Raw genomic sequence first — 22,292 nt, forward strand, 5'->3', positions numbered from 1 at the left:
TCATGTGTCTTGCGGTTCCCATCAAAGTGGTTGAGTTGCTCGAAGGCCAGATGGCCATCGGGGAGCAGCTCGGGGTGCAGGTCGAGTTTTCCACGGCGTTGCTCGAAGAGGTGAAGATCGGTGCCTATGTCATTGTCCACACCGGCATTGCCATCGAAACGCTCGACGAAGCCGATGCCCGGGAAACCCTCGCCATCTGGAACGAACTCAATGCGGGGGGCGATGCATGAACCTCTTGAAAAATTTCAAGGACCCGGCGCTGGCCCAAAAGCTGGCCGCGGCCATCGCCGATGTGGTGGGCGATTGGACGTTCAGCATCATGGAAGTCTGCGGCGGGCAGACGCACACGATCTATAAATACAGGCTGCGCGAAATGCTTCCGCCGAACCTGAGGCTGGTGTCGGGGCCCGGGTGCCCGGTTTGCGTCACGCCCATTGAATATATCGACAAGGCGGTCTTTCTCGGTCTTGAAAAAGGCGCGAGCATCCATACCTTTGGGGATCTGGTTCGCGTGCCCGGCACGGCCATGAACCTCGAGCAGGCGGCGGCCGAAGGCGCGGATATCCAGCCCGTCTATTCCCCGTTCCAGGCCATCATCGCCGCCAAGGAAAACCCCGATCGGCAGGTCGTCTTCCTGGGCATTGGTTTCGAGACCACGCTGCCGGGCATTGGCCTCGTCATCCAGGAGGCGCGGAAGTCCGGGCTGAAAAACTTTTCCGTGCTGCTCTCCGCCAAGCGCGTGCCGCCCGTGCTCGATGCATTGCTGGCCGGCGGCAAGGCCGGGATCGATGGCTTCATCACGCCCGGCCACGTGACGGCGATCATTGGAACCAAGGCCTACGACAACCTGTGCAAGCGCTACAACGTACCCATGGTCGTTGGCGGTTTCGAGCCGCTCGACCTGCTCGCGGCCATCCATCTGCTGTCGCTCGAAATGGTCACCAACGGGAGCGGCAACCGCAACGCCTATTCCCGCGTTGTTTCGCACGAAGGCAACCTCAAGGCGCAGGCGGTGCTCGAAGAACTCTTCGAGGAAAAGGATGCCGAGCTGCGCGGGCTCGGCACCATCGCCAACGCCGGCTACGGCATCCGCGAGGCCTATGCCGAATTCGATGCCGACCGCACGTTCGACATCGTTACCGACAGCCGCGAACCGCCCGGTTGCATCTGCGGCGAAATCCTCTGCGGAACCCAGCAACCCACCGACTGCCCCCTCTTCGGAAAAACCTGCACCCCCGACTCCCCCGTAGGCGCCTGCATGGTCAGCAACGAAGGCGCCTGCAATGCCGCCTTCCTCTACGCCTAGTTCCCCTTTATAGAATGCCCACCCGTTTGTAATAGGCCGTTTCGAGGAGTCTGTTTAGCTTCTTCCTTATCAACGGCCTTGGTGGGCAAGGCCGGGAAGGGGAACCATGACTCCAAGGCTGATTTCTTTAACCCTGCCCGAATGGGCGGAGCGATCGTTTGCCAGTTTTCAATGTGTGGTGATTGCGGGGTATGAACAATGCGTGATTGAGGTTGGCTCGCATTATGCTCTACCTAAATGTGAATACTCTGTTGCAGGGCTGGTATCCGATTGTCCTTGTTGTGGAGGTTTCACTTAGGGACGGTTGGATGGATAAGTATAAGCAGCAGGGCAATCCGTACTTTGCCTTTGTATCGTATTCCTCGAAAGATAAAGCCTGGGGGCGCTGGTTGCATCGCCGTTTGGAAAACTATCCCATTCCAGCCCTGTTCCGAGGGCAGGAGCTTGAAGAGGGATTGGTTCTCGAAAAAAAGATGCGGCCGGTTTTCCGTGATCGTGAAGAACTCTCGGGGAGTTCTGATCTAGGGGAAGCCATTCACCAGGCACTCGTTGCATCACGGTTTCTAATCATTCTCTGCTCAAAAAACTCCGCAAAATCCAAGTGGGTTAATCAAGAGATCGAGGATTTCCAGGCGCAAGGAAAGGGGGATCGCATTCTGGCCCTCATTCTTAATGGGGAACCCAATGCTGAACACCCTGATGAAGAATGCTTTCCCCCGGCGCTTCGTTATCCGGCGGAGCCCCTTGCTGGCGATTTGCGTAAAGATGGTGATGGGAAATCCAGGGGATTCCTTAAGATTTTGGCGGGCGTTGCCCAGGTGGGATTCGATGATCTTTATCGGCGGCATGAACGGGCCATGGCCAAAAAACGCATGGCATGGGCGCTCTTTGCCTTTGTGTTGGTTGCAACATTCGCCAGCCTTTATATCTATGCCGTAGATCAGAAAAACATTGCGGTTAGGCAACGGATTCTGGCCGATAAACGGCGGGATCAAGCAGAGGAACTGGTCGATTTCATGACGTATTCCCTCCACGAAAAACTGAAGCCCATAGGACGGCTTGATTTAATGGAAGAGGTGCAGGCCGCCGTCGAGGGATACCATGCCGAACGAGCCAAGGAACCTGGTTATGGGGAGGCTGTTTCGGAGACCCAGCAGATATTGCTTTCCGGGAGCAGCATGAATCAGGGGGATCTCAGCAGGATGACCGGGGGGGCTGTGGAAGGCAGAGGGGACTATTTGGAGGCTTTGCGGTATGACCGGCTTCTCGTGCAAGAGGATCCATACAATGCTAATCACCAATATAATTTGTCTGTAACCCTTGAGCGGTTGGGGGATGCGCTAAAGGAATCCGGCGATTTGATCGGTGCAGAGAAACACTTCAAGGATTGCTTGGAGATCCGGACTGGTTTGTTGGAGGTCAATGCCGCGAACACACGTTGGCTTCATTCGCAAACCGTCAGCCAGGAGCAATTGAGTTTGTGCATGAAAGAGAAGGGAAGCCTGAAGCATGCCATCCAGTATACTCGTGATTGCCTGGCGGGACGAAATCAACTGGTGTTGTTGGAGCCAGACCATTTGGATTGGTGGCAGTCGCTTTGTTTCAGCCATAATAATTTGGCGGACTTGATGATGTTGACGGGCAGCATGGATGAGGCCGAACAAAACTATCGTGCCGCGATGAAGATTGCCGAACGTTTTTCAAAGGAATTCCCTGCTGATATGCTATGGCAAAAGAATCTTTCCATCTGCCATGAACGGTTGGGCGACCTAATGTTGGGGCAGGGTGATTTGATTGGTGCCCGAAAGCAGTTTGGAATTTCTTTGCAGATTGACGAGATGCTAGTGGAGACGGAACCTCTGAATTCAAACTGGCAGAGAGGTTTGTTCCTGATGCATACCAAACTGGGAGGGATATCGAAGAGTGAGGGTAAGTTGGAGGAAGCCGGCAAAGATTTCGGGTGCGCGTTGGATATCGCTCTGCTTCTGATGGAACGGGGGGGCGATAATGTTGTTTGGCAACGGGATCTTGCCGTCGCCTTTTCCATGCTGGGCGACCTTGCGATGGAAAATAAGGAGTATGGGGAGGCAAAGGAGCTATACCTCGGATCGTATGAAATCCGAGAGGGATTGGCGGCCAAAGATCCTTCAAATTCTATCTGGAAGCGGGGATTGGTAATCACCTTGACGCGAATGGGGATCGTACAAAAGGAAGCTGGAGATTTGAGCGGGGCAACAAGGTATTACATGGAGGCTTTTGAGATGGCTACCGAGCTGGTGGAAAGTGAGCCGAAAAATGTGGTATGGATGTGCGATCTTGCGGTCTTGCACGGTAAGTTGGGCGATGTTGCCAAGAAGAAGGGGGATCTTCCCGATGCCGAGCGACACTACCTTTCTGGGGAAAAAATATATCGGGAATTGGCAGGTATAAACCCCGGAAATGCCGTGGGGCAAAGGGGTTTGTTTGTGGCCTATATGAACCTTGCCACGGTGAAACCTTGGGGATCGGCTGAATCCTTATCATGGTGGAGAAAGACCTACGGACAGCTTGCGGGAATGAAAGAGCAGGGGATTTTGTTGCCGACTGACGAGAAGTTTCTGGATTATGCAAAGGAGAAGGTCGGACTGTAGTCCTGCATGCCATGAAACCATCTTCCGACCATATCGTGACTGATGCGGTTTGTTCGAGGTGGAGGCCGTGCTTTATCCGGGCGGCGGAATGAGGAAAAGAATGGGGGCGTGACTTAAAGGGCGCCGGGGGGTAGTTTCGGGTTTCCAGACAGAGGATTGGCCATGGGCGAACCAGTATATGATAAACGATACACGTGGGACGACTACCAGGCGTTGCCCGACGACAAGCGTGTTGAAATCATTGGCGGCGAGATGTTCGACATGTCCGCCGCACCATCCACGCGACACCAGCACATTGTTGGAGAGTTGTTCTTTCAGTTCTGTGTTTTTTTTCGGGGAAAATCCTGCAAGCCCTTCACGGGGCCGACCGATGTTAAACTCTCGGACGAAGATGTGGTTCAGCCGGATTTGCTGGTGGTGTGCGACAAGGATCAGGTTACGGATTCGCATGTGGAAGGTGCACCGTCGTTGGTGGTTGAGGTGTTGTCGCCCACGACCTATTGGCATGACCGCAAAATCAAGATGGAACTGTATGCGCGTGCTGGTGTGAAGGAGGTTTGGCTGGTTTCGGCCGTGCCTTCCGGGATTGAGGTCTTTGTTTTGGACGGGGATTCCTATCGGCTCCAGGGAAGCTTCACGACAGGGGATGTCCTTGTGTCGCCCGGTTTCGACGGATTGGAAATCGATCTTGAGGCGGTTTTTGATTTCCCGTTTGGATTCGAAGAAACCGTTCGCGTAGTGAAGGAGCCCTTTGCGGAATACCAGGTGAAGGACGATGCCTGACAAGATTCTCCTTGGCCACGGTTCCGGCGGGCGCATGACGCGCGAGCTGGTGCGGGATCTGTTTTGCAGGCAGCTGGGCGATGTTGCGCCCGACTCGATGGATGACGGTGCCATTCTGTCTGCGGACGGGAAAATCGTGTTCACAACCGATTCGTATGTCGTAAGTCCGTTGGAGTTTCCGGGCGGCGATATCGGCACGCTGGCGGTTTGCGGCACGGTGAACGATGTCGCGGTGATGGGCGCGCGGCCGCTCTGGCTTTCGCTTGGCGTAATTCTGGAGGCCGGGATCGAGCTGGATCTGCTGGAGCGGATCGTGAGGTCGATCGCCACCAAGGCGCGCGAGGCCGGCGTCAAGATTGTCTGCGGCGACACCAAGGTCGTGGAAAAGGGGAAGGGCGACGGCATTTTCATCAATACCTCCGGGATCGGCGTGCTGGAGCATCCGCTCGTACCTGAAACCATCGAGCCGGGCGACAAAATCATTGTGACCGGAACCGTCGGCGACCACGGCATGGCCTTGCTGACCATGCGCAAGGGATTTCCTCTGAAGTCGGATCTCAAGAGCGACTGCGCGCCGCTCAACCACATGCTTGCCGCGGCGCAAGAGGGGGCCGATGTTAAATGGATGCGCGACGCCACCCGCGGCGGGGTGGCCACCGTGCTCAACGAGCTGGCCGAAAACCGGCCATGGGGCGTACTGCTCCAGGAAAACGACATTCCGCTGTCGGATGCCGTTGCCGGGGTGTCGGAGCTGCTGGGCCTCGATCCTTTATATAGTGCCAACGAGGGCAAGGCCGTGCTGGTGGTTTCGGCCTCCGCCGCCGCTGCCGTGCTGGATGTGCTGAAGCAATCCCCCTACGGCCGAGATGCCGCGGTCGTAGGTTCCATCGTGGCCGACTATCCCGGCAAAACCGTGCTCAACACGGAAATGGGCACCCTCCGCACCCTCGGCATCCTCGCCTCCGACCCCCTGCCGCGGATTTGCTGATTCTTGCGGAGAGACCTATAGCTGAGCCGAGCGAGTTGTTCCAAATATGGGACAGATTTTCTTTCGGCCCTACCTTTGGGATCATTCTGGTTGCATGCGCACTTGGATTTGCTTGGTGCCTCCTTCGCCTTGGGCAAAGTGGATGTAGTCCGAATGCCGAGTGATATAATGGGTTTTCTTGGCGACCACTCGATAAGCATTCGCTGTCCCGTTGCAGCTAAACGTTTTTTGGTATTCCCCACTCAGGTCGGTTGAGCCTGCATGCATGTAGTTGTCATCCATTGCTTGTAGGATGCAAGTCCCGTTATCCAGCGGTTGGCCGGTGTCGCCATCTGTCATGTAAATCTTAACGGTGCGGTAGATGAGGGTTTCCGAGCCGCCTCCCCCGGTGGAACCGCCTGAAGATCCTCCCGAGGAACCTCCATCCGAGCCCCCCGAATCCTCCGGCGGATAGTATGAGCCCGAAGATGAATCATCGTCTCCGGAATTTAGACAGCCGTTCAAGTTGAGTATAAGGCAAATGCCGATTGTAAGCAGCCCGGTTGTTTTTAGCCATAGTTTCATGATACTACCTCCATGGGTTTTGAATGTTGAGCAATATGCACAATGTTGACTGAGCACTTTTCTTGCCATTTGTCTCTAGCTAACTATTGGGTCATCATTGTTGAGCGTCTGGGGCTTTCCATCGTAGGCGATCCGGATGGTCTTGCCTTGTGCCACCAGCCCGAGGTAGTGAAGAAAGGCGACCCAGATCAAGGTGGTGCCGAGCATTTCCAGTACCTCTTCGACTAGCTTTGACAGATGGCTCACATAGGAGGGGTGGGAAAAGTGGAGTGCATTGCCGATGGCGATGTAGGCATCTCGGGCACCACGAAGTCCTTCTAGGTAGTCGAGTGCCTGCGAGGTTGCCCAGCAGGTTAGGCCGAGGAGGAAATAGAGCAGGGCTCCGGCCTTTTTCAGGGGCTTCCAGGAAAAGAGGGCAATGGCTGCGACTACGATGCTGTAGAGCGGTGCCAGGTAGGTATGCCAGGAGTAGGATTGCTTGAAGATGGATTGATGCTTGGCTGGTGCGGTGCCGGAAAATTGGGTGATGGATCGATCAACGACTCCTCCAAGGCGTTCGTGCAATTCAACGAAGTCGTCGAGGCCGACGTAGAAAAAGAAGAGGGCGATGCCTATCCAGGCCCAACAGGCCTTTTTTGTCGCCTGCCGTTTGGCCGCCATTGCAATTAATAAGGCGGTCAGGCCAACTAGCTGTGCCTGAAAGGATGAAAACCACGTGGGCAACGATTGTTCGCGGGCAATGTTCCAGATGCGACGGATCGACAAATCGTCGCAAAGATCCATTGAGTTAAACACAAGATCGCCCACAACGAAGAGCAGTTCAAGAAGGAGCGCCACTTTGAGGACTGCCATGGCAACCTTTCGCATATCTAGCTCGAGTTCGGAGCCCCGTGGTTGCGCGTTCTGCATTGAAGGTGTGTTTTCCATGACATTCAATAAAAGCAACAATGCGGCCATATGGCCGCATTGTCCGTTTTCAATTTGGTTCGGGATTAGTTCCCCTGGATATAATCGAAGGAGTAGTTGTCGTCTTCATAGACGGTGCTACCGTAATAGATTTTCAGGTGGGTTTGTCCCGAATTAAAATTCAGTATCATATCGTGGTTGTCGCTTGCGGTTACAGCGACATTGAATTCAGCCGTGACGTCCGAGGTTGTTTGATAAGTATAGGTTCCGGAGAATACCTGACTGCCAAAATGCCCGCCTGTTTTGCTCAGGGAAGAAGAGCCCGTAATGGTGAAGACGAGTGGATCCGAGTCTTCATAAACCTTGATGACATCGCCGACCGATAGCTGGCTCGGAGCATTCATTCCTCCGCCGTTTCCGCCGCTAGATGAACTATCGTCATCGTCCCCCAGGCACCCGGAAAATGCCATCATGCAGCAGATTCCGATACTGCCAATTGCTAAGCTTTTGGTCATTTTCCACCATTTCGACTTCACTTCCATGTTCTTATCTCCATTGGTTATGTGTGATGTATGCAACTCTACATATGCTTGGTTAAGTTATGTGAAGTGAGTGCGGAATGCAAGGGGGTTTGTTGAATTTGAGAGGTTTGATGATTGTCGCTTAAAGTACTGCACGGAATAGTGCTGCGCCCGTTTCTTGAAACCTTGCCGAGGACGCTTGTTGTTTCGGTGCGTGACTTCCAGTCTGGTCGCCACTATGTTTCGAATTCGCAGGAGGATTGGCCATGGGCGAACCGGCATTCAAAGACAGGCGGTATACTTGGGAGGACTACCAGTCGTTCCCGGACGACAAGCGCTACGAGATCATCGACGGCGAGGTTTTCAACATGTCGCCCGCGCCGACCACGCGCCACCAGGAAATTTCCATGGAACTGGGCTACCGTTTAAGGGGTTTTCTTGAAGGGAAGCCCTGCAAGCCCTATGCCGCCCCGACCGACCTGAAGCTGTCGGACGAGGATGTTGTCCAGTCCGACCTGATGGTGGTTTGCGACGAGGGGCAGATCACGGATTCCCACGTGGAGGGGGCGCCGGCCCTGGTGGTCGAAATCCTGTCGCCTTCAACGGAGGTGCACGACCGCAGGCGCAAGATGGAGCTGTATGCGCGTGCCGGCGTGAAGGAGGTTTGGCTGGTTTCCCCCGTTCCGCCGTACATCGAAGTGTTCTTGTTGGACGGGGCAACATATCGCCGAATGGGGAACTACCAGGGTTCGGACAGGTTTGCATCGCCAAGCTTCCCGGAGCTGGAACTCGATCTGGAGGCTGTGCTGGGGCCGCTGCCGGAGTCCGGCGAAAGCGTCTATGTTGTTAAAGAGGACGTCGCCGAATACCGGGCGAAAGGAAACGCGTAGCCGTCCGGTTCTCCTCCGAGGAAACGGGTGTGGGGCGGTTTTTGCGGGGAAATGGATTTGCCAAACTTTTTTTGGCTTGGGGGTTGACTCTTCCGTCCGGTTCTATATATTGCGCCGTCTTATTTGCCAGATATGCCTAGGCGGCAGGTAGGAATATTTTTGTAGGAACAAGCCCAGCGAGTACATTTTTTACCGGTGTGCAGCGGGCTTGTTTGTCTGTTTTTTTGGATAAACAGGCCCATGTAGCTCAGTTGGTAGAGCGCATCCTTGGTAAGGATGAGGTCAGCAGTTCAAATCTGCTCATGGGCTCCATTTATTCGATTTGTTGTAAGATTGTTAACTGAGAAGATTCAGGAGGTAAACAAAATGGCTAAGGATAAGTTCGAACGTAACAAGCCCCACGTGAATGTGGGTACGATTGGTCACGTTGACCATGGTAAAACCACTGTAACCGCATGTATCACTTGCGTACAGGCAGCCAAGGGTTTGGCTGAATACATTGCATACGATAGCGTTGCAAAAGCATCGGAATCCCAGGGTCGCCGCGACTCCACCAAGATTCTGACGATCGCGACCTCGCACGTTGAGTACGAGTCGGAAAATCGCCACTACGCCCACGTTGACTGCCCCGGCCACGCCGACTACGTCAAGAACATGATCACCGGTGCTGCCCAGATGGACGGCGCGATCCTCGTGGTTGAAGCCCCTTCCGGCCCGATGCCGCAGACCCGCGAGCACATCCTCCTGGCCCGCCAGGTTGGTGTTCCGAAAATCGTTGTGTTCCTCAACAAGTGCGACCTGGTTGATGACGAAGAGCTGATTGAGCTCGTCGAAATGGAAATCCAGGAACTCCTCGCCAAGTACGAGTTCGAAGAAGACAGCCCCATCATCCGTGGCGCCGCTCTTCCTGCCATCCAGAACCCGACCGGCCCCGAAGCACAGTGCATCCAGGATCTGATGGACGCGCTTGACACCTGGATCCCGGAACCGGAACGCGTAACGGATCTTCCGTTCCTGCTTCCGATCGAGGACGTATTCTCCATCGAAGGACGTGGCACGGTGGTTACCGGCCGTGTCGAGCGTGGTGTGATCCACACCGGCGACCCCGTTGAAATCATCGGCATCAAGGATACGGCCACCACCACCTGCACCGGTGTGGAAATGTTCCGCAAGATCCTCGACGAAGGACAGGCCGGCGATAACGTTGGTGTTCTGCTCCGCGGCACGAAGAAAGAAGAAGTTCAGCGCGGCCAGGTTCTGGCCAAGCCGGGTTCCATCAAGCCGCACACCAAGTTCAAGGGCGAAGTCTATGTTCTGTCCAAGGACGAAGGTGGACGCCACACGCCTTTCTTCAAGGGCTACCGTCCGCAGTTCTACTTCCGTACCACCGACGTAACCGGCGACATCCAGCTGCCGGAAGGCGTTGAGATGGTCATGCCGGGTGACAACGTCACCATGGACGTTGAACTCATCACTCCGATCGCGATGGAGCAGCACATGCGTTTCGCCATCCGCGAAGGTGGCCGTACCGTTGGTGCAGGCCGCGTAATCGAAATCGTTGCGTAAAACCAGCGAGTAACCGGGACGGGCAGGCGATCCTGCCCGCGCCCGCGTTTAAACTCTAATAGGATAATACCATGCCAAGAGATATTATCACTCTGGCCTGCACCGAGTGCAAAGAGCGCAACTACACCGGAACCCGCAATAAAAAGCTGGAAACGAGTCGTCGCGAGATCAAGAAGTATTGCCCGCGGGATAAGCGGCATACCCTTCATCGCGAAACGAAGTAGTTGATTCGATTTTTGACGACAGGACGGTAGTTCAATTGGTAGAGCACCGGTTTCCAAAACCGGCTGTTAGGGGTTCGAGTCCCTTCCGTCCTGCCACTTACTTGAAACTGGAAAGCACAATGAATAAACTAAACGTCGGTAGCCTGAAAACCTTCCTCGAAGAGGTGAAGGTGGAACTGCTGAAATGCACCTGGCCCACCCGCAAGGAACTGTTCGGTCAGTCCGTGGTGGTCATCATTTCGGTCATCATTCTCGGCGCTTTCGTGGGGCTTTGCGATGTGGTCAACATGAACCTCCTTCGCTTCATCATCCGCTAGTTTATTCCGTAGGGACATTACGAAATGCCAAAACAATGGTTCATCCTACACGCGCTTTCCGGGCACGAGCTGAAGGTTCAAAAGAACATCGCCAGCCGGGTGCAGCAAGAGGAAATGGAAGAGATCATCGGAGAGGTGCTAATCCCCTCCGAAAAGGTCTCCGAAGTGAAACAGGGACGGAAGACCACGGTGACCCGGAAATTTTTCCCGGGCTACCTGTTGATCAACATCAACCTGTTCAACGACGACAAGTCAGTAAACGCCAGTGCGTGGACGTTCATCCAGAACACGCCAGGCGTAATCGGTTTCCTCGGCGGGGAACGTCCCGCGCCCATGAGCGACGACGAAGTAAACAGCATCGTCAACCAGATCGAGGAAAAGAAGGAAGCTGTCGCGCCGAAGGTGATGTTCGAGCCCGGCGAAACCGTAAAGGTTACCGACGGCCCGTTCATGAACTTCAGCGGAGTGATCGAGGAAGTCGATCCGGAACGCGGCAAACTGAAGATCTCTGTTTCGATCTTCGGGCGTTCGGCTCCGGTGGAGCTCGAATACTGGCAGGTCGAGCGTTCGGCTGAATAAATTTATTGAGGATTGTTATGGCTAAGGAAATCACAGGGTACATCAAGTTGCAAATCCCCGCGGGGGCAGCAAACCCTGCGCCGCCGGTCGGCCCCGCGTTGGGTCAGCACGGCGTTAACATCATGGAGTTCTGCAAGGCGTACAACGCCGCCACGCAGAGCCAGGCGGGATTGGTTATTCCGGTGGTCATCACCGTATATAGCGACCGAAGCTTCTCGTTTGTCACGAAGAGCCCGCCCGCAGCGGTGCTGCTCAAGAAGGCCGCCGGACTCGCAAAGGGATCTGGAGTCCCGAACCGCGACAAGGTCGGGAAGGTAACCCGCGCGCAAATCGAGGAAATCGTTGAGACCAAGAAAGACGATCTCAACGCCAATAGCCTCGATGCCGCCGTTCGTATTATCGAAGGCACTGCGCGCAGCATGGGAATCGAGGTGGAATAAAGATGGCTACTCACGGAAAAAAATACTCCGCAGTTGCGGAGAAGGTAACCAAGGAATCGGACTACAGCGTTGAAAGCGCCGTGGCCTTCCTGCAGGAAAACCCGACCGCAAAATTCGACGAAACGTTTGAGTTCGCCTTCCGGATGGGTGTAGACCCGACAAAATCCGACCAGGCGATCCGCTCCACCGTTGCGTTGCCGCACGGTACCGGTAAAGACGTTCGCGTCATTGTGTTCGCAACCGGCGATGCCGCCGAAGCAGCCCGCTCAGCCGGTGCCGCCGAAGTTGGCTTCGAAGACCTGATCAAGAAGATCCAGGATGGCTGGACCGACTTCGACGCCGCCGTGGCCACGCCCGACGCGATGAAGGAAGTCCGCAAGGTGGCTCGTGTGCTTGGCCCGCGTGGCCTGATGCCGAACCCGAAGACTGGAACCGTTACCGACGACACCGCCTCTGCTGTGAACCAGCTCAAGGCCGGCCGAGTCGAGTTCCGCATGGACCGCAATGGCAACATCGCGGTTCCGTTCGGCAAGCGCTCCTTCGAGAAGACGGCCCTGCTTGAAAACGCCAAGGCGGTCGTTGACGCGATCAATGGCGCCAAGCCGGCCACTGCGAAGGGCACCTACATCAAACGTTGCACCATTTCCAGTACAATGGGTCCGGGCCTTCGGGTCGCCCTCAAGGAAATCTCCGCATAGGGAAGGGTTGGTATTTAGATGAAACCTACAGAAAAAGGTCTGAGACCGGAAAAAATCGCTGAAGCGAACGAGATCGATGCGCGCATTTCGGGGGCGCTGTACATGATCCTTGCCGACTATAACGGCATGGATATGCCCAGCACCAACGAGCTGAAGAACTCGCTCCGCGAAAACGGCGCAGCGTACAACGTTGTGAAAAACCGCATGCTCAACCGGGCGCTGCCTGAAGACGCATCCGCGCTGCTCAAGGGGCAGACCGCGATGATCTACGGCGATGGCGACGTGGTTGAAGTGGCGAAGGTCATCAAGAAGTTTACCGCAGCGAAAAAGAAGCCCGTCATCAAGGGTGGATTTGTCGAAGGCAAGGCCATTTCCGCCAAGGATGTGGTCGAACTCGCCAAGCTTCCTCCCAAGGATGTCATGCGAGCGATGTTGCTTGGTACCTTGCAGGCACCGTGCAGCCAGCTGGTGGGCGTAATGGATCAGAAGATCGCAAGTTTGGTCTACGTGCTGAGTGCGGCAAAAGACAAAAAAGAACAAGAAGCATAACCATAAATTTGAATTAGAAGCAGTTCATTAGGAGGCAAAAAAATGTCCGAAGAAACAAAAGAAGAAGTAGTACTCGAAGGTAAAATGGCAGAATTCGTTGATTGGGTCGAAACCATCTCGGTTCTCGAACTTTCCAAGCTCGTTAAGGCGCTCGAAGATCGTCTCGGCGTAACCGCAGCCGCTCCGGCAGCAGTTGCCGTGGCCGCTCCGGCCGGTGGCGACGATGAAGGCGGCGCTGCTGCGCAGACTGAATTCGAAGTTGTTCTCACGGTTGCCGGCGGATCCAAGATCCAGGTCATCAAGGAACTCCGCGGCATCACAGGTCTCGGTCTGAAAGAAGCCAAGGAACTGGTTGACGGTGCTCCTTCCAGCATCAAGACCGGTCTTTCCAAAGAAGACGCTGACGCCATGAAAGAAAAGCTCGAAGGTGTTGGAGCAACTATCGAAATCAAGTAAACCTCCCGTTTTCTCGATTTTTGACAGATTGCGTCACGCTTGACGTGGCATTGTATTGTTCCCCTTTGAGACCCAAAGGGGAACAAGCGTTATATTCCAACATAAACCTGAAGGTGCGGGATGGCTGAGAGAAAAAACTTTGGCAAGCTCACCGATGCGCTTGATGCGCCTGACTTGATTGAAATCCAACTTAACTCCTACCGGGACTTCCTCCAAACGGACCTGTCTCCTTCCAAACGGAAGAAGATGGGTCTGCAAGCTGTATTGGGCGAAGCGTTTCCGATTGAGAGCTACGACGGACAGATTGCGCTAGATTTCGTAAGTTACGAGATCAAGACGCCTAAACTTGACCACATGGAATCGCTGCGCGAAGGGGAAACCTTCTCGGCGCCGCTCTATGTGACGTTCAAGCTGCGCGAAGGCGAAGACCTTCGCGAGGACACGCTGTTCATGGGTGAAATCCCGTTGATGACGCAGAGCGGAAGCTTTGTGATCAACGGCGCCGAGCGGGTTATCGTCAGCCAGCTGCACCGTTCGCCGGGCATCTGTTTCGAATCATCCCAGCATGCGAACGGGTCCATCCTGCATTCGTTCCGCATCATCCCGGACCATGGTTCGTGGATCGAGGCGCAGTTCGATACCAGCGACCTGATCTACATCTATCTCGACCGCAAGCGCCGCCGCCGGAAATTCCTGGCGTCGACCTTCCTCCGTGCCCTGGGCTACGAGAAGGATGAAGAGATCCTGAATCTCTACTACAAGTTCGCCGAGTTCTCGCTCTCCAAGAAAACCTACAAGGAAGAGGAACTTGAAAACCTCGTGCTCAGCGACGATATCGTTGATGCCGATTCGGAATCCGTCATTGGTCGTCGCTACGACACGCTGACGGTCGACATGATCCAGCGCATGAAGCTGGCCGGATACAAGAAGGTATCCGTCGTCGATGTTTCCTGGGACCAGGGGCTCTTCCTGAAATCCGTACAGGCCGACACCACCCGCACCGTGGACGAAGCCCTGAAGGATCTCTACCAGAAGCTGCGCCCGGGCGATCCGCCCACCACCGCCTCCGCGCGCCAGATGATCAAGCGCCTCTTCTTCGATGAAGCCCGCTTCAGCCTGAGCCGCGTTGGCCGCTATAAGATCCAGCAGAAGCTGGGCATCGACAGCACGTCCCTCACGCTGGAAGTGGAAGACGTGGTTGAAGCGCTGCGCTATCTCCTCATGGTTCGCATGGGCGAGGGCTCGCTGGACGATATCGACCACCTGGGCAGCCGCCGCATCCGTACGGTTGGCGAATTGCTCGAAGGCCAATGCCGCGTCGGCCTGGCCCGCATCCAGCGCCTCGTGAAGGAGCGCATGACGATCTTCGATACGACGGTCGACCGCCTCTCTTCGCAGAAGCTCATCAATCCGAAGGCCCTCTCGGCCGTCATCAAGGATTTCTTCGGCCGGTCGCAGTTGTCGCAATTCATGGACCAGACCAACCCGCTTTCGGAACTCACGCACAAGCGCCGTCTTTCCGCGCTCGGCCCGGGCGGCCTGAACCGCGACCGCGCCGGCTTCGAAGTCCGCGACGTCCATTCGTCGCACTACGGCCGCATCTGCCCGATTGAAACGCCGGAAGGCCCGAACATCGGCCTGATCTCCTCGCTCTCCACCTTCGCGAAGGTGAACGAGTATGGCTTCATCGTGACGCCCTACCTCAAGTGCGCCAAGGGCAAGGTTAGTAAGAACATCGATTGGCTGACCGCCGACGAAGAAGAACGCTACGTCATCGCCCAGGCCAACGCCCCGTTAAACGAGAAGAACTGTTTCGTCAACGACCGCGTCATGGTCCGTGTCCGTGGCGACTTCATCGAAGTTGCCCCGGAAAAGGTTGAATACATGGACGTATCGCCGAAGCAGGTGGTGTCCATTGCCGCCGGCTTGATCCCGTTCCTCGAGCACGACGACGCCAACCGCGCACTGATGGGCTCGAACATGCAACGCCAGGCGGTTCCGCTGATGAAGTCGGAACGCCCGTTCGTGGGTACCGGAATCGAAGGCCGCCTGGCCCGCGACTCCCGCGTGCTCATCACCGCGAACGAAGACGGCAAGGTGGCCTATGCCTCCGCCGACCGCATCGTGATTACGCCGGACGGGCAGATGCCCGCCAAGAAATCAGCGAGCGGCGTCCAGGATTACAAGCTCCGCAAATTCATGCGCTCGAACGCAGGAACCTGCCTCAACCAGCGCCCGCTCGTGAAAGTCGGCCAGAAGATCAAGGCCGGCGACGTGTTGGCCGACGGCTCCGGCACCGACCAGGGCGAACTGGCCCTGGGTAAGAACGTGGTTGTCGCGTTCATGCCGTGGGGCGGATACAACTTCGAGGACGCCATCCTGATCAACCAGAAGTTGGTGCGCGAAGACGTATACACGTCGGTCCACATCGAGGAATTCGAATGCGGCGCCCGCGACACCAAGCTGGGGCCGGAAGAAATCACCCGCGATATCCCCAACGTCGGCGAAGAGGCGCTCAAGAACCTCTCCCACGACGGCATCATCCAGATCGGCGCCGAGGTGAAACCCGGCGACATCCTCGTCGGCAAGATTACGCCGAAGAGCGAAACCGAGCTGGCTCCGGAAGAACGCCTGCTGCGCGCCATCTTTGGCGAAAAGGCGGCGGATGTCCGCGACACCTCGCTCAAGGCACCTTCGGGTACGCACGGTATTGTGATGGATGTGAAGGTTTCGTCCAAGAACAACGCCATGGGCGCCGGTGGCAAGGAGAAGCCGACCGACCTCAAGAAGCTTCAGAACGAAATCTCCGAACGCCACGAAGACGTGGTGGCGCAGCTGACGGAAGACCTCACCGAGGCGCTCTCCAACATCCTGCTCGGAGAAAAGATTCCGCTGGATGTCATGAACGCCAGCTCCGGCGATGTCATCATCCCGGCCAACCGCAAGATCACCAAGACGCTCCTGCGCAAGCTGGCGGCCAACTACGAGCACGTGGAAATCGATCCGTCCCCGATCCGCATCAAGATCATGGGCATCATCGATGAATACCGCGGCAAGTTCCACGAAGCCAAGCAGGACAAGGACCGCTCCCTCGACCGCGCCGGTAGTGGCGAAGAGGTCGATGCGGGGATCGTGAAGTCCGTTAAGGTCTACGTTGCCGAAAAGAAAAAGCTTTCGGTGGGTGACAAAATGGCCGGTCGCCACGGTAACAAGGGTGTGATTTCGCGCATCGTTGCCGAGGAAGACATGCCGTTCCTGCCGGATGGAACCCCGGTGGACATCGTGCTCAACCCGCTGGGTGTGCCTTCGCGCATGAACGTGGGTCAGGTTTTGGAAACCCATCTGGGATGGGCCTGCAAACACCTCGGCATGCATGCGGCCACCCCGATCTTCGACGGGATCTCCGAACAGCAGATCCGCGACATGCTCAACGAAGCCGGCCTGACCGAGGACGGCAAGACGGATCTTTACGACGGCCGTACCGGCGAGCGCTTCGAGCAGCGCGTCGTGGTGGGGGTGATCTACATGCTGAAACTGCACCACTTGGTCAGCGAAAAGATCCATGCCCGTGCGGTTGGTCCCTATTCGCTCGTTACGCAGCAGCCGCTGGGTGGCAAGGCCCAGTACGGTGGCCAGCGTTTCGGGGAAATGGAAGTGTGGGCGCTGGAAGCCTATGGCGCGGCGCACGCATTGCAGGAAATCCTTACGGTCAAATCCGACGACATCGCCGGACGAACCCGCATGTACGAAGCGATCGTCAAGGGCGAAAACGTCCTCGACTCCGGACGCCCGGAATCGTTCAACGTACTGATCAAGGAACTGCAGGGACTCGGCCTGAACTTCCAGGTGAAGAACGAGGATGGCGAACCCATCCTTTCGGTCTAGTCCATCCATTAAACGATCTACATTTTAGACTGCAGGAGGAACATCCGTGGAAAAGAATTCAAACGTTGCCGACATCTTCGGTATCAAGCAACAGGAACAGAGCGACTTTGCAAGCATTACGCTCGCATCGCCCGAGTCGATCCGTTCGTGGAGCCATGGCGAAGTAAAGAATCCGGAAACCATCAACTACCGGACTTTCAAACCCGAGAAGGGCGGCCTGTTCTGCGAACGCATCTTCGGGCCGACCAAAGACTGGGAATGCTCGTGCGGCAAATACAAGCGCATCAAGCATAAGGGCGTCATCTGCGACCGTTGCGGCGTGGAAGTCACCCTGTCGCGCGTCCGCCGCGAACGCATGGCCCACATCGAATTGGCCGTGCCGACCTCGCACATCTGGTTCTTCAAGGCGACCCCGAGCCGCATGGGGCTCATCCTGGACATGACCATGCGCAACCTCGAGCGCGTGCTCTACTACGACAACTACATCGTGGTCGATGCCGGCGATACGCCGCTGAAGGAAAAGCAGCTGCTCTCCGAAGAAGAATACCGCGAAGCCATGGACAACTATGGCGTCGACAACTTCGTGGCCAAGATCGGTGCCGAAGGCGTGCGCGAACTGCTCACCAAGATCGATCCGGTTGAAACCCTTCAGGCTTTGGAAGAAGCCATGATGAACACCCGCTCCAAGCAAACCCGCAAGAAGCTGGTGAACCAGATGAAGGTGATGGAGGGCTTCATCAAGTCCAACTCCCGTCCGGAATGGATGATCATGGAAGTGCTGCCGGTCATCCCGCCGGATCTGCGCCCGCTGGTTCCGCTCGAAGGCGGCCGTTTCGCCACCTCCGACCTGAACGACCTCTATCGCCGCGTCATCAACCGCAACAACCGCCTTCGCACGTTGCTCGCGCTCAAGACCCCCGAGGTCATCATCCGCAACGAAAAGCGCATGCTGCAGCAGTCGGTCGACGCCCTGTTCGACAATGGCCGCCATGGCCGCGCCGTCACCGGGCCGGGCAACCGCCCGCTGAAATCGTTGAGCGACATGCTCAAGGGCAAGCAAGGCCGTTTCCGCCAGAACCTGCTCGGTAAACGTGTCGACTATTCCGGCCGTTCCGTAATTGTTGTGGGCCCGACCCTCAAGCTGAACCAGTGCGGCCTTCCGAAGAAGATGGCCCTCGTTCTCTTCGAGCCCTTCATCATCCGGCGCCTGAAGGAACGCGGTGTGGTCCACACCGTCCGTAGCGCGAAGAAGATGATCGAGCGCGAAGTCGACGAAGTTTGGGACATCCTCGACGAAGTGACCCGCGGACATACGGTGATGCTCAACCGCGCACCGACGCTCCACAGGCTTTCGATCCAGTCGTTCGAGCCGATCCTCATCGAAGGGGAAGCCATTCAGCTGCATCCGCTCGTTTGTACCGCCTACAACGCCGACTTCGACGGTGACCAGATGGCCGTCCACGTGCCGCTCTCCGTTGAGGCGCAGGTCGAGTCGAAGAGCCTTATGCTGGCGAGCAACAACATTTTCTCGCCGTCTTCCGGCAAGCCGGTCACCACTCCGACGCAGGACATCGCGCTGGGGGTATACTTCCTCACGTCCGAATCGCAGTCCTACATGATGGAGCGCAAGTTCGGGAAGAAGAAATCCGGCAACGAGCATCTGCGCATGATGAATGACATCATGGAAGTGCACACGGCCTACGACGAAGGCGTCGTCCGGTTGCACGACCGCATTCGCTACCGCAATCCCGACTACCAGCGCGAAACCCGCAACGGCGACCAGGAACGCTCCGTGATCACCACCACGGTGGGCCGTGTCTTCTTCAACGAAGTCTGGCCGAGTGAACTCGGATTCGTGAACAAGACCGCCACCAAGAAGGTGGTCGGAATCCTCATCGAGCAGTGCTACGAAATCTCCGGGCACAACGTCACCGTCACCGTCCTGGATGCCCTCAAGAACCTCGGCTACGAACACGCCACCCGTTCCGGCATGTCCATCGGCCTCTGCGACATGATCATTCCGCAGGACAAAGGCGAGATGGTGGCCAAGGCCCGCGAGGAAATCGAGGGCGTTGAAGCCAAGCACCGCAAGGGTCTCATCACCGAGGGTGAACGCTACAACATGATCATCGACATCTGGACCGACACCAACGACAAGCTGACCAACAAGCTGTTCGACGTGCTCGAAAAGAACGACGACCCGATGAACGTGCAGTCCAAGGAAGAACTCAACCCGGTCTACGTGATGGTCGATTCCGGTGCCCGTGGTTCGCGCCAGCAGATCCGCCAGCTGGCCGGCATGCGTGGCCTGATGGCCAAGCCGTCCGGCGAAATTATCGAACGTCCGATTCTGTCGAACTTCCGTGAAGGTTTGTCGGTGCTCGAATACTTCATTTCGACGCACGGTGCCCGCAAAGGTCTGGCCGATACCGCGTTGAAAACCGCCGACTCCGGTTACCTTACCCGTAAGCTGGTCGACGTTTCGCACGATATCATCATCACCGAGGAAGACTGCCACACGCTCAACGGCATTGAAGTCAGCGCCATCACCGAAGGCGACGACGAGCTCGTCTCCCTGGCAACGCGCATCATCGGCCGTACGGCTGCGGAAGACATCTGCAACCCGCACACGCTGGAAGTCCTCGTGGCCGCCGGCGAGCTGATCGATAAATATTCCGCCCGCAAGGTGGAAAGCGCCGGGGTTGAAACCGTGGTGATCCGCTCCGTGCTGACCTGCGAATCCCGTCGCGGCGTCTGCGCCAAATGCTACGGCAAAAACCTCGCCACCGGCAAGGTGGCCCAGCTCGGCCAGCCCGTGGGCATCATCGCGGCGCAGTCGATTGGTGAGCCGGGCACGCAGCTGACCATGCGTACGTTCCACATCGGTGGTACGGCATCGTCCGTATTTAAACAGCCGAAGGTAATCGCCAAGTCCGGCGGTTTCGCCAAGTACGAAGGCATCCGTTCCGTTAAGGTCGATAGCAAGAACGTCATCCTCAACAAAAACGGCAACATTGTTATTGTCGACGAGGAAGGTCGCGAACTCGAGCGCTATGCCCTCGTGATCGGCGCCCTCGTTTCCGTCGATGACGGCGGCGAAGTGAAAGCCGGCGAAACGTTTGTTGAGTGGGATCCGTACTCCGTTCCGATTCTTTCCGAACACGACGGTAAACTTGAGTTCCACGACTTCATCGAGGGGGTAACGGTCCAGAAGGCCGTCGACGAATCCACCGGTGTTGAAGGCCTAACGGTCATGGAACACAAGGAAGACCTCCACCCGCAGATCGTGATCGTCGGAAAAGACGGCAACAAGGGCTTCTACTCCATCCCGGCCGGAGCCCAGGTGATGATCAAGGAAGGCGAGCAGATCGGCGCGGGTTACACCCTGGCGCGTACGCCGCGTAAGACGGTTCGTACGAAGGACATCACCGGTGGTCTGCCGCGTGTGGCCGAGCTCGTCGAAGCCCGTACCCCGAAGGAAGCGGCCGAGATCGCCAAGATCGAAGGCATCGTTGAACTCGGCGGCATTGCCAAGGGCAAGCGCAAGCTCATCGTTCGCGACACCGTCACCGGTGCCGAGGAAGAGCACCTCATCCCGATGAACAAGCACGTCATCGTGTTCCCCGGCGACTTTGTCCACAAGGGGCAGCAGCTCACCGAAGGCCCGATTGTTCCGCAGGAACTGCTCGAGGTTTGCGGACCGCAGGACCTGCAGGAATATCTCGTGAACGAGGTCCAGGCCGTCTACCGTCTGCAAGGGGTGGAAATCAACGACAAGCACATCGAGGTGATCGTTCGCCAGATGCTGCGCAAGGTCAAGATTACCGATCCCGGCGACACCGAGTTCCTCTGGGGCGAGCAGGTCGAAAAGCAGACCTTCCAGGAAGTCAACCAACGCGCGGTCGGCGATGGCCGCCGCCCGGCGGAAGCCTCCCCGGTACTGCTCGGCATCACCAAGGCCGCGCTCGAAACCGAGTCGTTCATCTCGGCGGCGTCGTTCCAGGATACCACCCGCGTTCTCACCAAAGCCGCAACGCTCGGCATGGTCGACTCGCTGCGTGGCTTCAAGGAAAACGTCATCATGGGTCGCTTGATTCCCGCCGGTACCGGTTTCCCGATGTACCGCGACATCAAGCCGGTCAAGCTGGGCGAGGAAATCTCGGTGGAAGACGCACTCGGCGGAGACCCGCTCGCGTTTGCCGACCAGCCGAACGACGAAGACCTCTAACGGTTATCCATAACCGAAGCAGAAAAGGCGAAGCCCCCGGGCTTCGCCTTTTTGCGTGCGGGGGACGTGCCGCCCGCCGCCTCGTGGGGCAGGCTTTCCGGCCTGCCCATCCCGGCATGAGCAGGCAAGAAAACCCGCTCCACATCTGGAGCGCGAGGTTCCATCCGAGCCGTTCGTGGAGGGGCGGACGCTGTCCGCTCGGGCGCACGGCGTGCGCCCCTCCAGCAAGGCATCGCAGGCGTTGGGATGGCCACACAATTGAGAAGCAATTGCGCGCATAGCACAAAGACCACAGCCAGGCTCTCTATATGAACTTAAATTGAATGGTCTCACCACAGAGGACACGAAGGCACAGAGGAGCGGGAATGTTCAATTGCTCTGTGTCTCGGTGACCTCTGTGGTAAAAAAAATCTGTTTAATTGGGTATGATTCACATCAAAGCGGCTTTGCAGCAGAAAAATTGCACGATTTGCTTAACCGCGAATGAACACTAATGGACACGAATTTCCCCTGCGCCCGCACCGGAAATAGTCCTGTTATAAATCGTCCTGTGAAAAAAACTGACTGGAGGGCGAGGTTCCATCCGAGCCGCCCGCCGCCTCGTGGGGCAGGCTTTCCAGCCTGCCCATCCCGGCGATGAGCAGGCAAGAAAGCCCGCTCCACATTTGGAGGGACTGGTTCCGCCCCTTGGAAAGAAATATTAATAATATCATAGCGGCGGGGGCTCGCGCTCCATACAATCCCCATAGATAGGCCGGACGT

At 56.7% G+C, this 22,292-nt stretch carries 19 protein-coding genes and 2 tRNA genes; 18 read left to right on the forward strand and 3 right to left on the reverse strand.

From position 1 onward, the window contains the following. The first annotated feature begins 2 nt into the window (after positions 1 to 2). From E9954_RS15895 to hypE, 5 genes are all read left to right on the forward strand, one after another. Positions 3 to 230, forward strand: coding sequence for a HypC/HybG/HupF family hydrogenase formation chaperone (locus E9954_RS15895; RefSeq protein ID WP_136080294.1), 228 nt, complete (start codon positions 3 to 5; stop codon positions 228 to 230). After that, positions 227 to 1,306: a hydrogenase formation protein HypD gene (gene hypD / locus E9954_RS15900; RefSeq protein ID WP_136080295.1), complete on the forward strand. Its 1,080-nt coding sequence runs from the start codon at positions 227 to 229 to the stop codon at positions 1,304 to 1,306. Before E9954_RS15895 ends, hypD begins: the two co-directional genes overlap by 4 nt. A 308-nt stretch (positions 1,307 to 1,614) precedes the next feature. Next, the gene (locus E9954_RS15905; protein WP_168442322.1) at positions 1,615 to 3,936 is read left to right on the forward strand and encodes a TIR domain-containing protein; all 2,322 of its coding nucleotides are present in this window, start codon (positions 1,615 to 1,617) and stop codon (positions 3,934 to 3,936) included. 162 nt (positions 3,937 to 4,098) lie between these two features. Beyond that, a complete protein-coding gene (locus E9954_RS15910; protein ID WP_136080297.1) occupies positions 4,099 to 4,719 on the forward strand; it encodes a Uma2 family endonuclease in 621 nt (206 codons plus the stop codon). Beyond that, complete coding sequence (hypE, locus tag E9954_RS15915) at positions 4,712 to 5,707, forward strand: hydrogenase expression/formation protein HypE (protein WP_136080298.1); 996 nt, start codon at positions 4,712 to 4,714, stop codon at positions 5,705 to 5,707. The genes E9954_RS15910 and hypE overlap by 8 nt, the downstream gene beginning before the upstream one ends. A gap of 81 nt (positions 5,708 to 5,788) precedes the next feature. On the opposite strand, the gene E9954_RS15920 is transcribed toward hypE, so the two are convergent. The 3 genes from E9954_RS15920 to E9954_RS15930 all read right to left on the reverse strand — a co-directional run bounded on the left by E9954_RS15920 (position 5,789) and on the right by E9954_RS15930 (position 7,650). Beyond that, positions 5,789 to 6,271 carry a hypothetical protein gene (locus E9954_RS15920; protein WP_136080299.1) on the reverse strand — a complete coding sequence of 161 codons (483 nt, stop codon included), beginning with the start codon at positions 6,269 to 6,271 and terminating at the stop codon, positions 5,789 to 5,791. A 75-nt stretch (positions 6,272 to 6,346) separates the two neighbouring features. Further along, entirely contained in the window at positions 6,347 to 7,123 is a 777-nt protein-coding gene (locus tag E9954_RS15925; protein ID WP_136080300.1) for a hypothetical protein, read from the reverse strand. Positions 7,124 to 7,263: 140 nt separating this feature from the next. Continuing rightward, complete coding sequence (locus tag E9954_RS15930; RefSeq protein ID WP_136080301.1) at positions 7,264 to 7,650, reverse strand: hypothetical protein; 387 nt, start codon at positions 7,648 to 7,650, stop codon at positions 7,264 to 7,266. A gap of 314 nt (positions 7,651 to 7,964) precedes the next feature. On the opposite strand from E9954_RS15930, the gene E9954_RS15935 reads away from it, so the two are divergent. The 13 genes from E9954_RS15935 (at position 7,965) to rpoC (ending at position 21,530) form a co-directional block, all read left to right on the forward strand. Further along, positions 7,965 to 8,588 (forward strand): Uma2 family endonuclease, encoded by a 624-nt coding sequence (locus E9954_RS15935; RefSeq protein ID WP_136080302.1) that lies wholly within the window; start codon positions 7,965 to 7,967, stop codon positions 8,586 to 8,588. Positions 8,589 to 8,824: 236 nt separating this feature from the next. Continuing rightward, positions 8,825 to 8,900, forward strand: a tRNA-Thr gene (locus E9954_RS15940). Between the two features lie 54 nt (positions 8,901 to 8,954). After that, positions 8,955 to 10,154 (forward strand): elongation factor Tu, encoded by a 1,200-nt coding sequence (gene tuf, locus E9954_RS15945; RefSeq protein WP_136080303.1) that lies wholly within the window; start codon positions 8,955 to 8,957, stop codon positions 10,152 to 10,154. Positions 10,155 to 10,225: 71 nt separating this feature from the next. Further along, positions 10,226 to 10,378: a 50S ribosomal protein L33 gene (rpmG, locus tag E9954_RS15950; protein ID WP_136080304.1), complete on the forward strand. Its 153-nt coding sequence runs from the start codon at positions 10,226 to 10,228 to the stop codon at positions 10,376 to 10,378. A 20-nt stretch (positions 10,379 to 10,398) separates the two neighbouring features. Next, positions 10,399 to 10,474, forward strand: a tRNA-Trp gene (locus tag E9954_RS15955). Positions 10,475 to 10,497: 23 nt separating this feature from the next. Next, positions 10,498 to 10,695, forward strand: a complete 198-nt coding sequence (gene secE, locus E9954_RS15960) for a preprotein translocase subunit SecE (RefSeq protein WP_136080305.1) — start codon at positions 10,498 to 10,500, stop codon at positions 10,693 to 10,695. 24 nt (positions 10,696 to 10,719) lie between these two features. Next, the gene (nusG, locus tag E9954_RS15965) at positions 10,720 to 11,274 is read left to right on the forward strand and encodes a transcription termination/antitermination protein NusG (RefSeq protein ID WP_136080306.1); all 555 of its coding nucleotides are present in this window, start codon (positions 10,720 to 10,722) and stop codon (positions 11,272 to 11,274) included. A 17-nt stretch (positions 11,275 to 11,291) separates the two neighbouring features. After that, a complete protein-coding gene (gene rplK, locus E9954_RS15970) occupies positions 11,292 to 11,714 on the forward strand; it encodes a 50S ribosomal protein L11 (RefSeq protein ID WP_136080307.1) in 423 nt (140 codons plus the stop codon). A 2-nt stretch (positions 11,715 to 11,716) separates the two neighbouring features. Next, positions 11,717 to 12,412: a 50S ribosomal protein L1 gene (gene rplA / locus E9954_RS15975; protein WP_136080308.1), complete on the forward strand. Its 696-nt coding sequence runs from the start codon at positions 11,717 to 11,719 to the stop codon at positions 12,410 to 12,412. 18 nt (positions 12,413 to 12,430) lie between these two features. Beyond that, a complete protein-coding gene (rplJ, locus tag E9954_RS15980) occupies positions 12,431 to 12,961 on the forward strand; it encodes a 50S ribosomal protein L10 (RefSeq protein WP_136080309.1) in 531 nt (176 codons plus the stop codon). 42 nt (positions 12,962 to 13,003) lie between these two features. Continuing rightward, complete coding sequence (rplL, locus tag E9954_RS15985) at positions 13,004 to 13,417, forward strand: 50S ribosomal protein L7/L12 (RefSeq protein ID WP_136080310.1); 414 nt, start codon at positions 13,004 to 13,006, stop codon at positions 13,415 to 13,417. Positions 13,418 to 13,537: 120 nt separating this feature from the next. After that, entirely contained in the window at positions 13,538 to 17,302 is a 3,765-nt protein-coding gene (gene rpoB, locus E9954_RS15990; protein WP_136080311.1) for a DNA-directed RNA polymerase subunit beta, read from the forward strand. Positions 17,303 to 17,348: 46 nt separating this feature from the next. Next, complete coding sequence (gene rpoC, locus E9954_RS15995; protein WP_136080312.1) at positions 17,349 to 21,530, forward strand: DNA-directed RNA polymerase subunit beta'; 4,182 nt, start codon at positions 17,349 to 17,351, stop codon at positions 21,528 to 21,530. The last annotated feature ends 762 nt before the right edge of the window (positions 21,531 to 22,292 follow it).

Source organism: Pontiella desulfatans, from assembly GCF_900890425.1.
GTDB lineage: Bacteria > Verrucomicrobiota > Kiritimatiellia > Kiritimatiellales > Pontiellaceae > Pontiella > Pontiella desulfatans.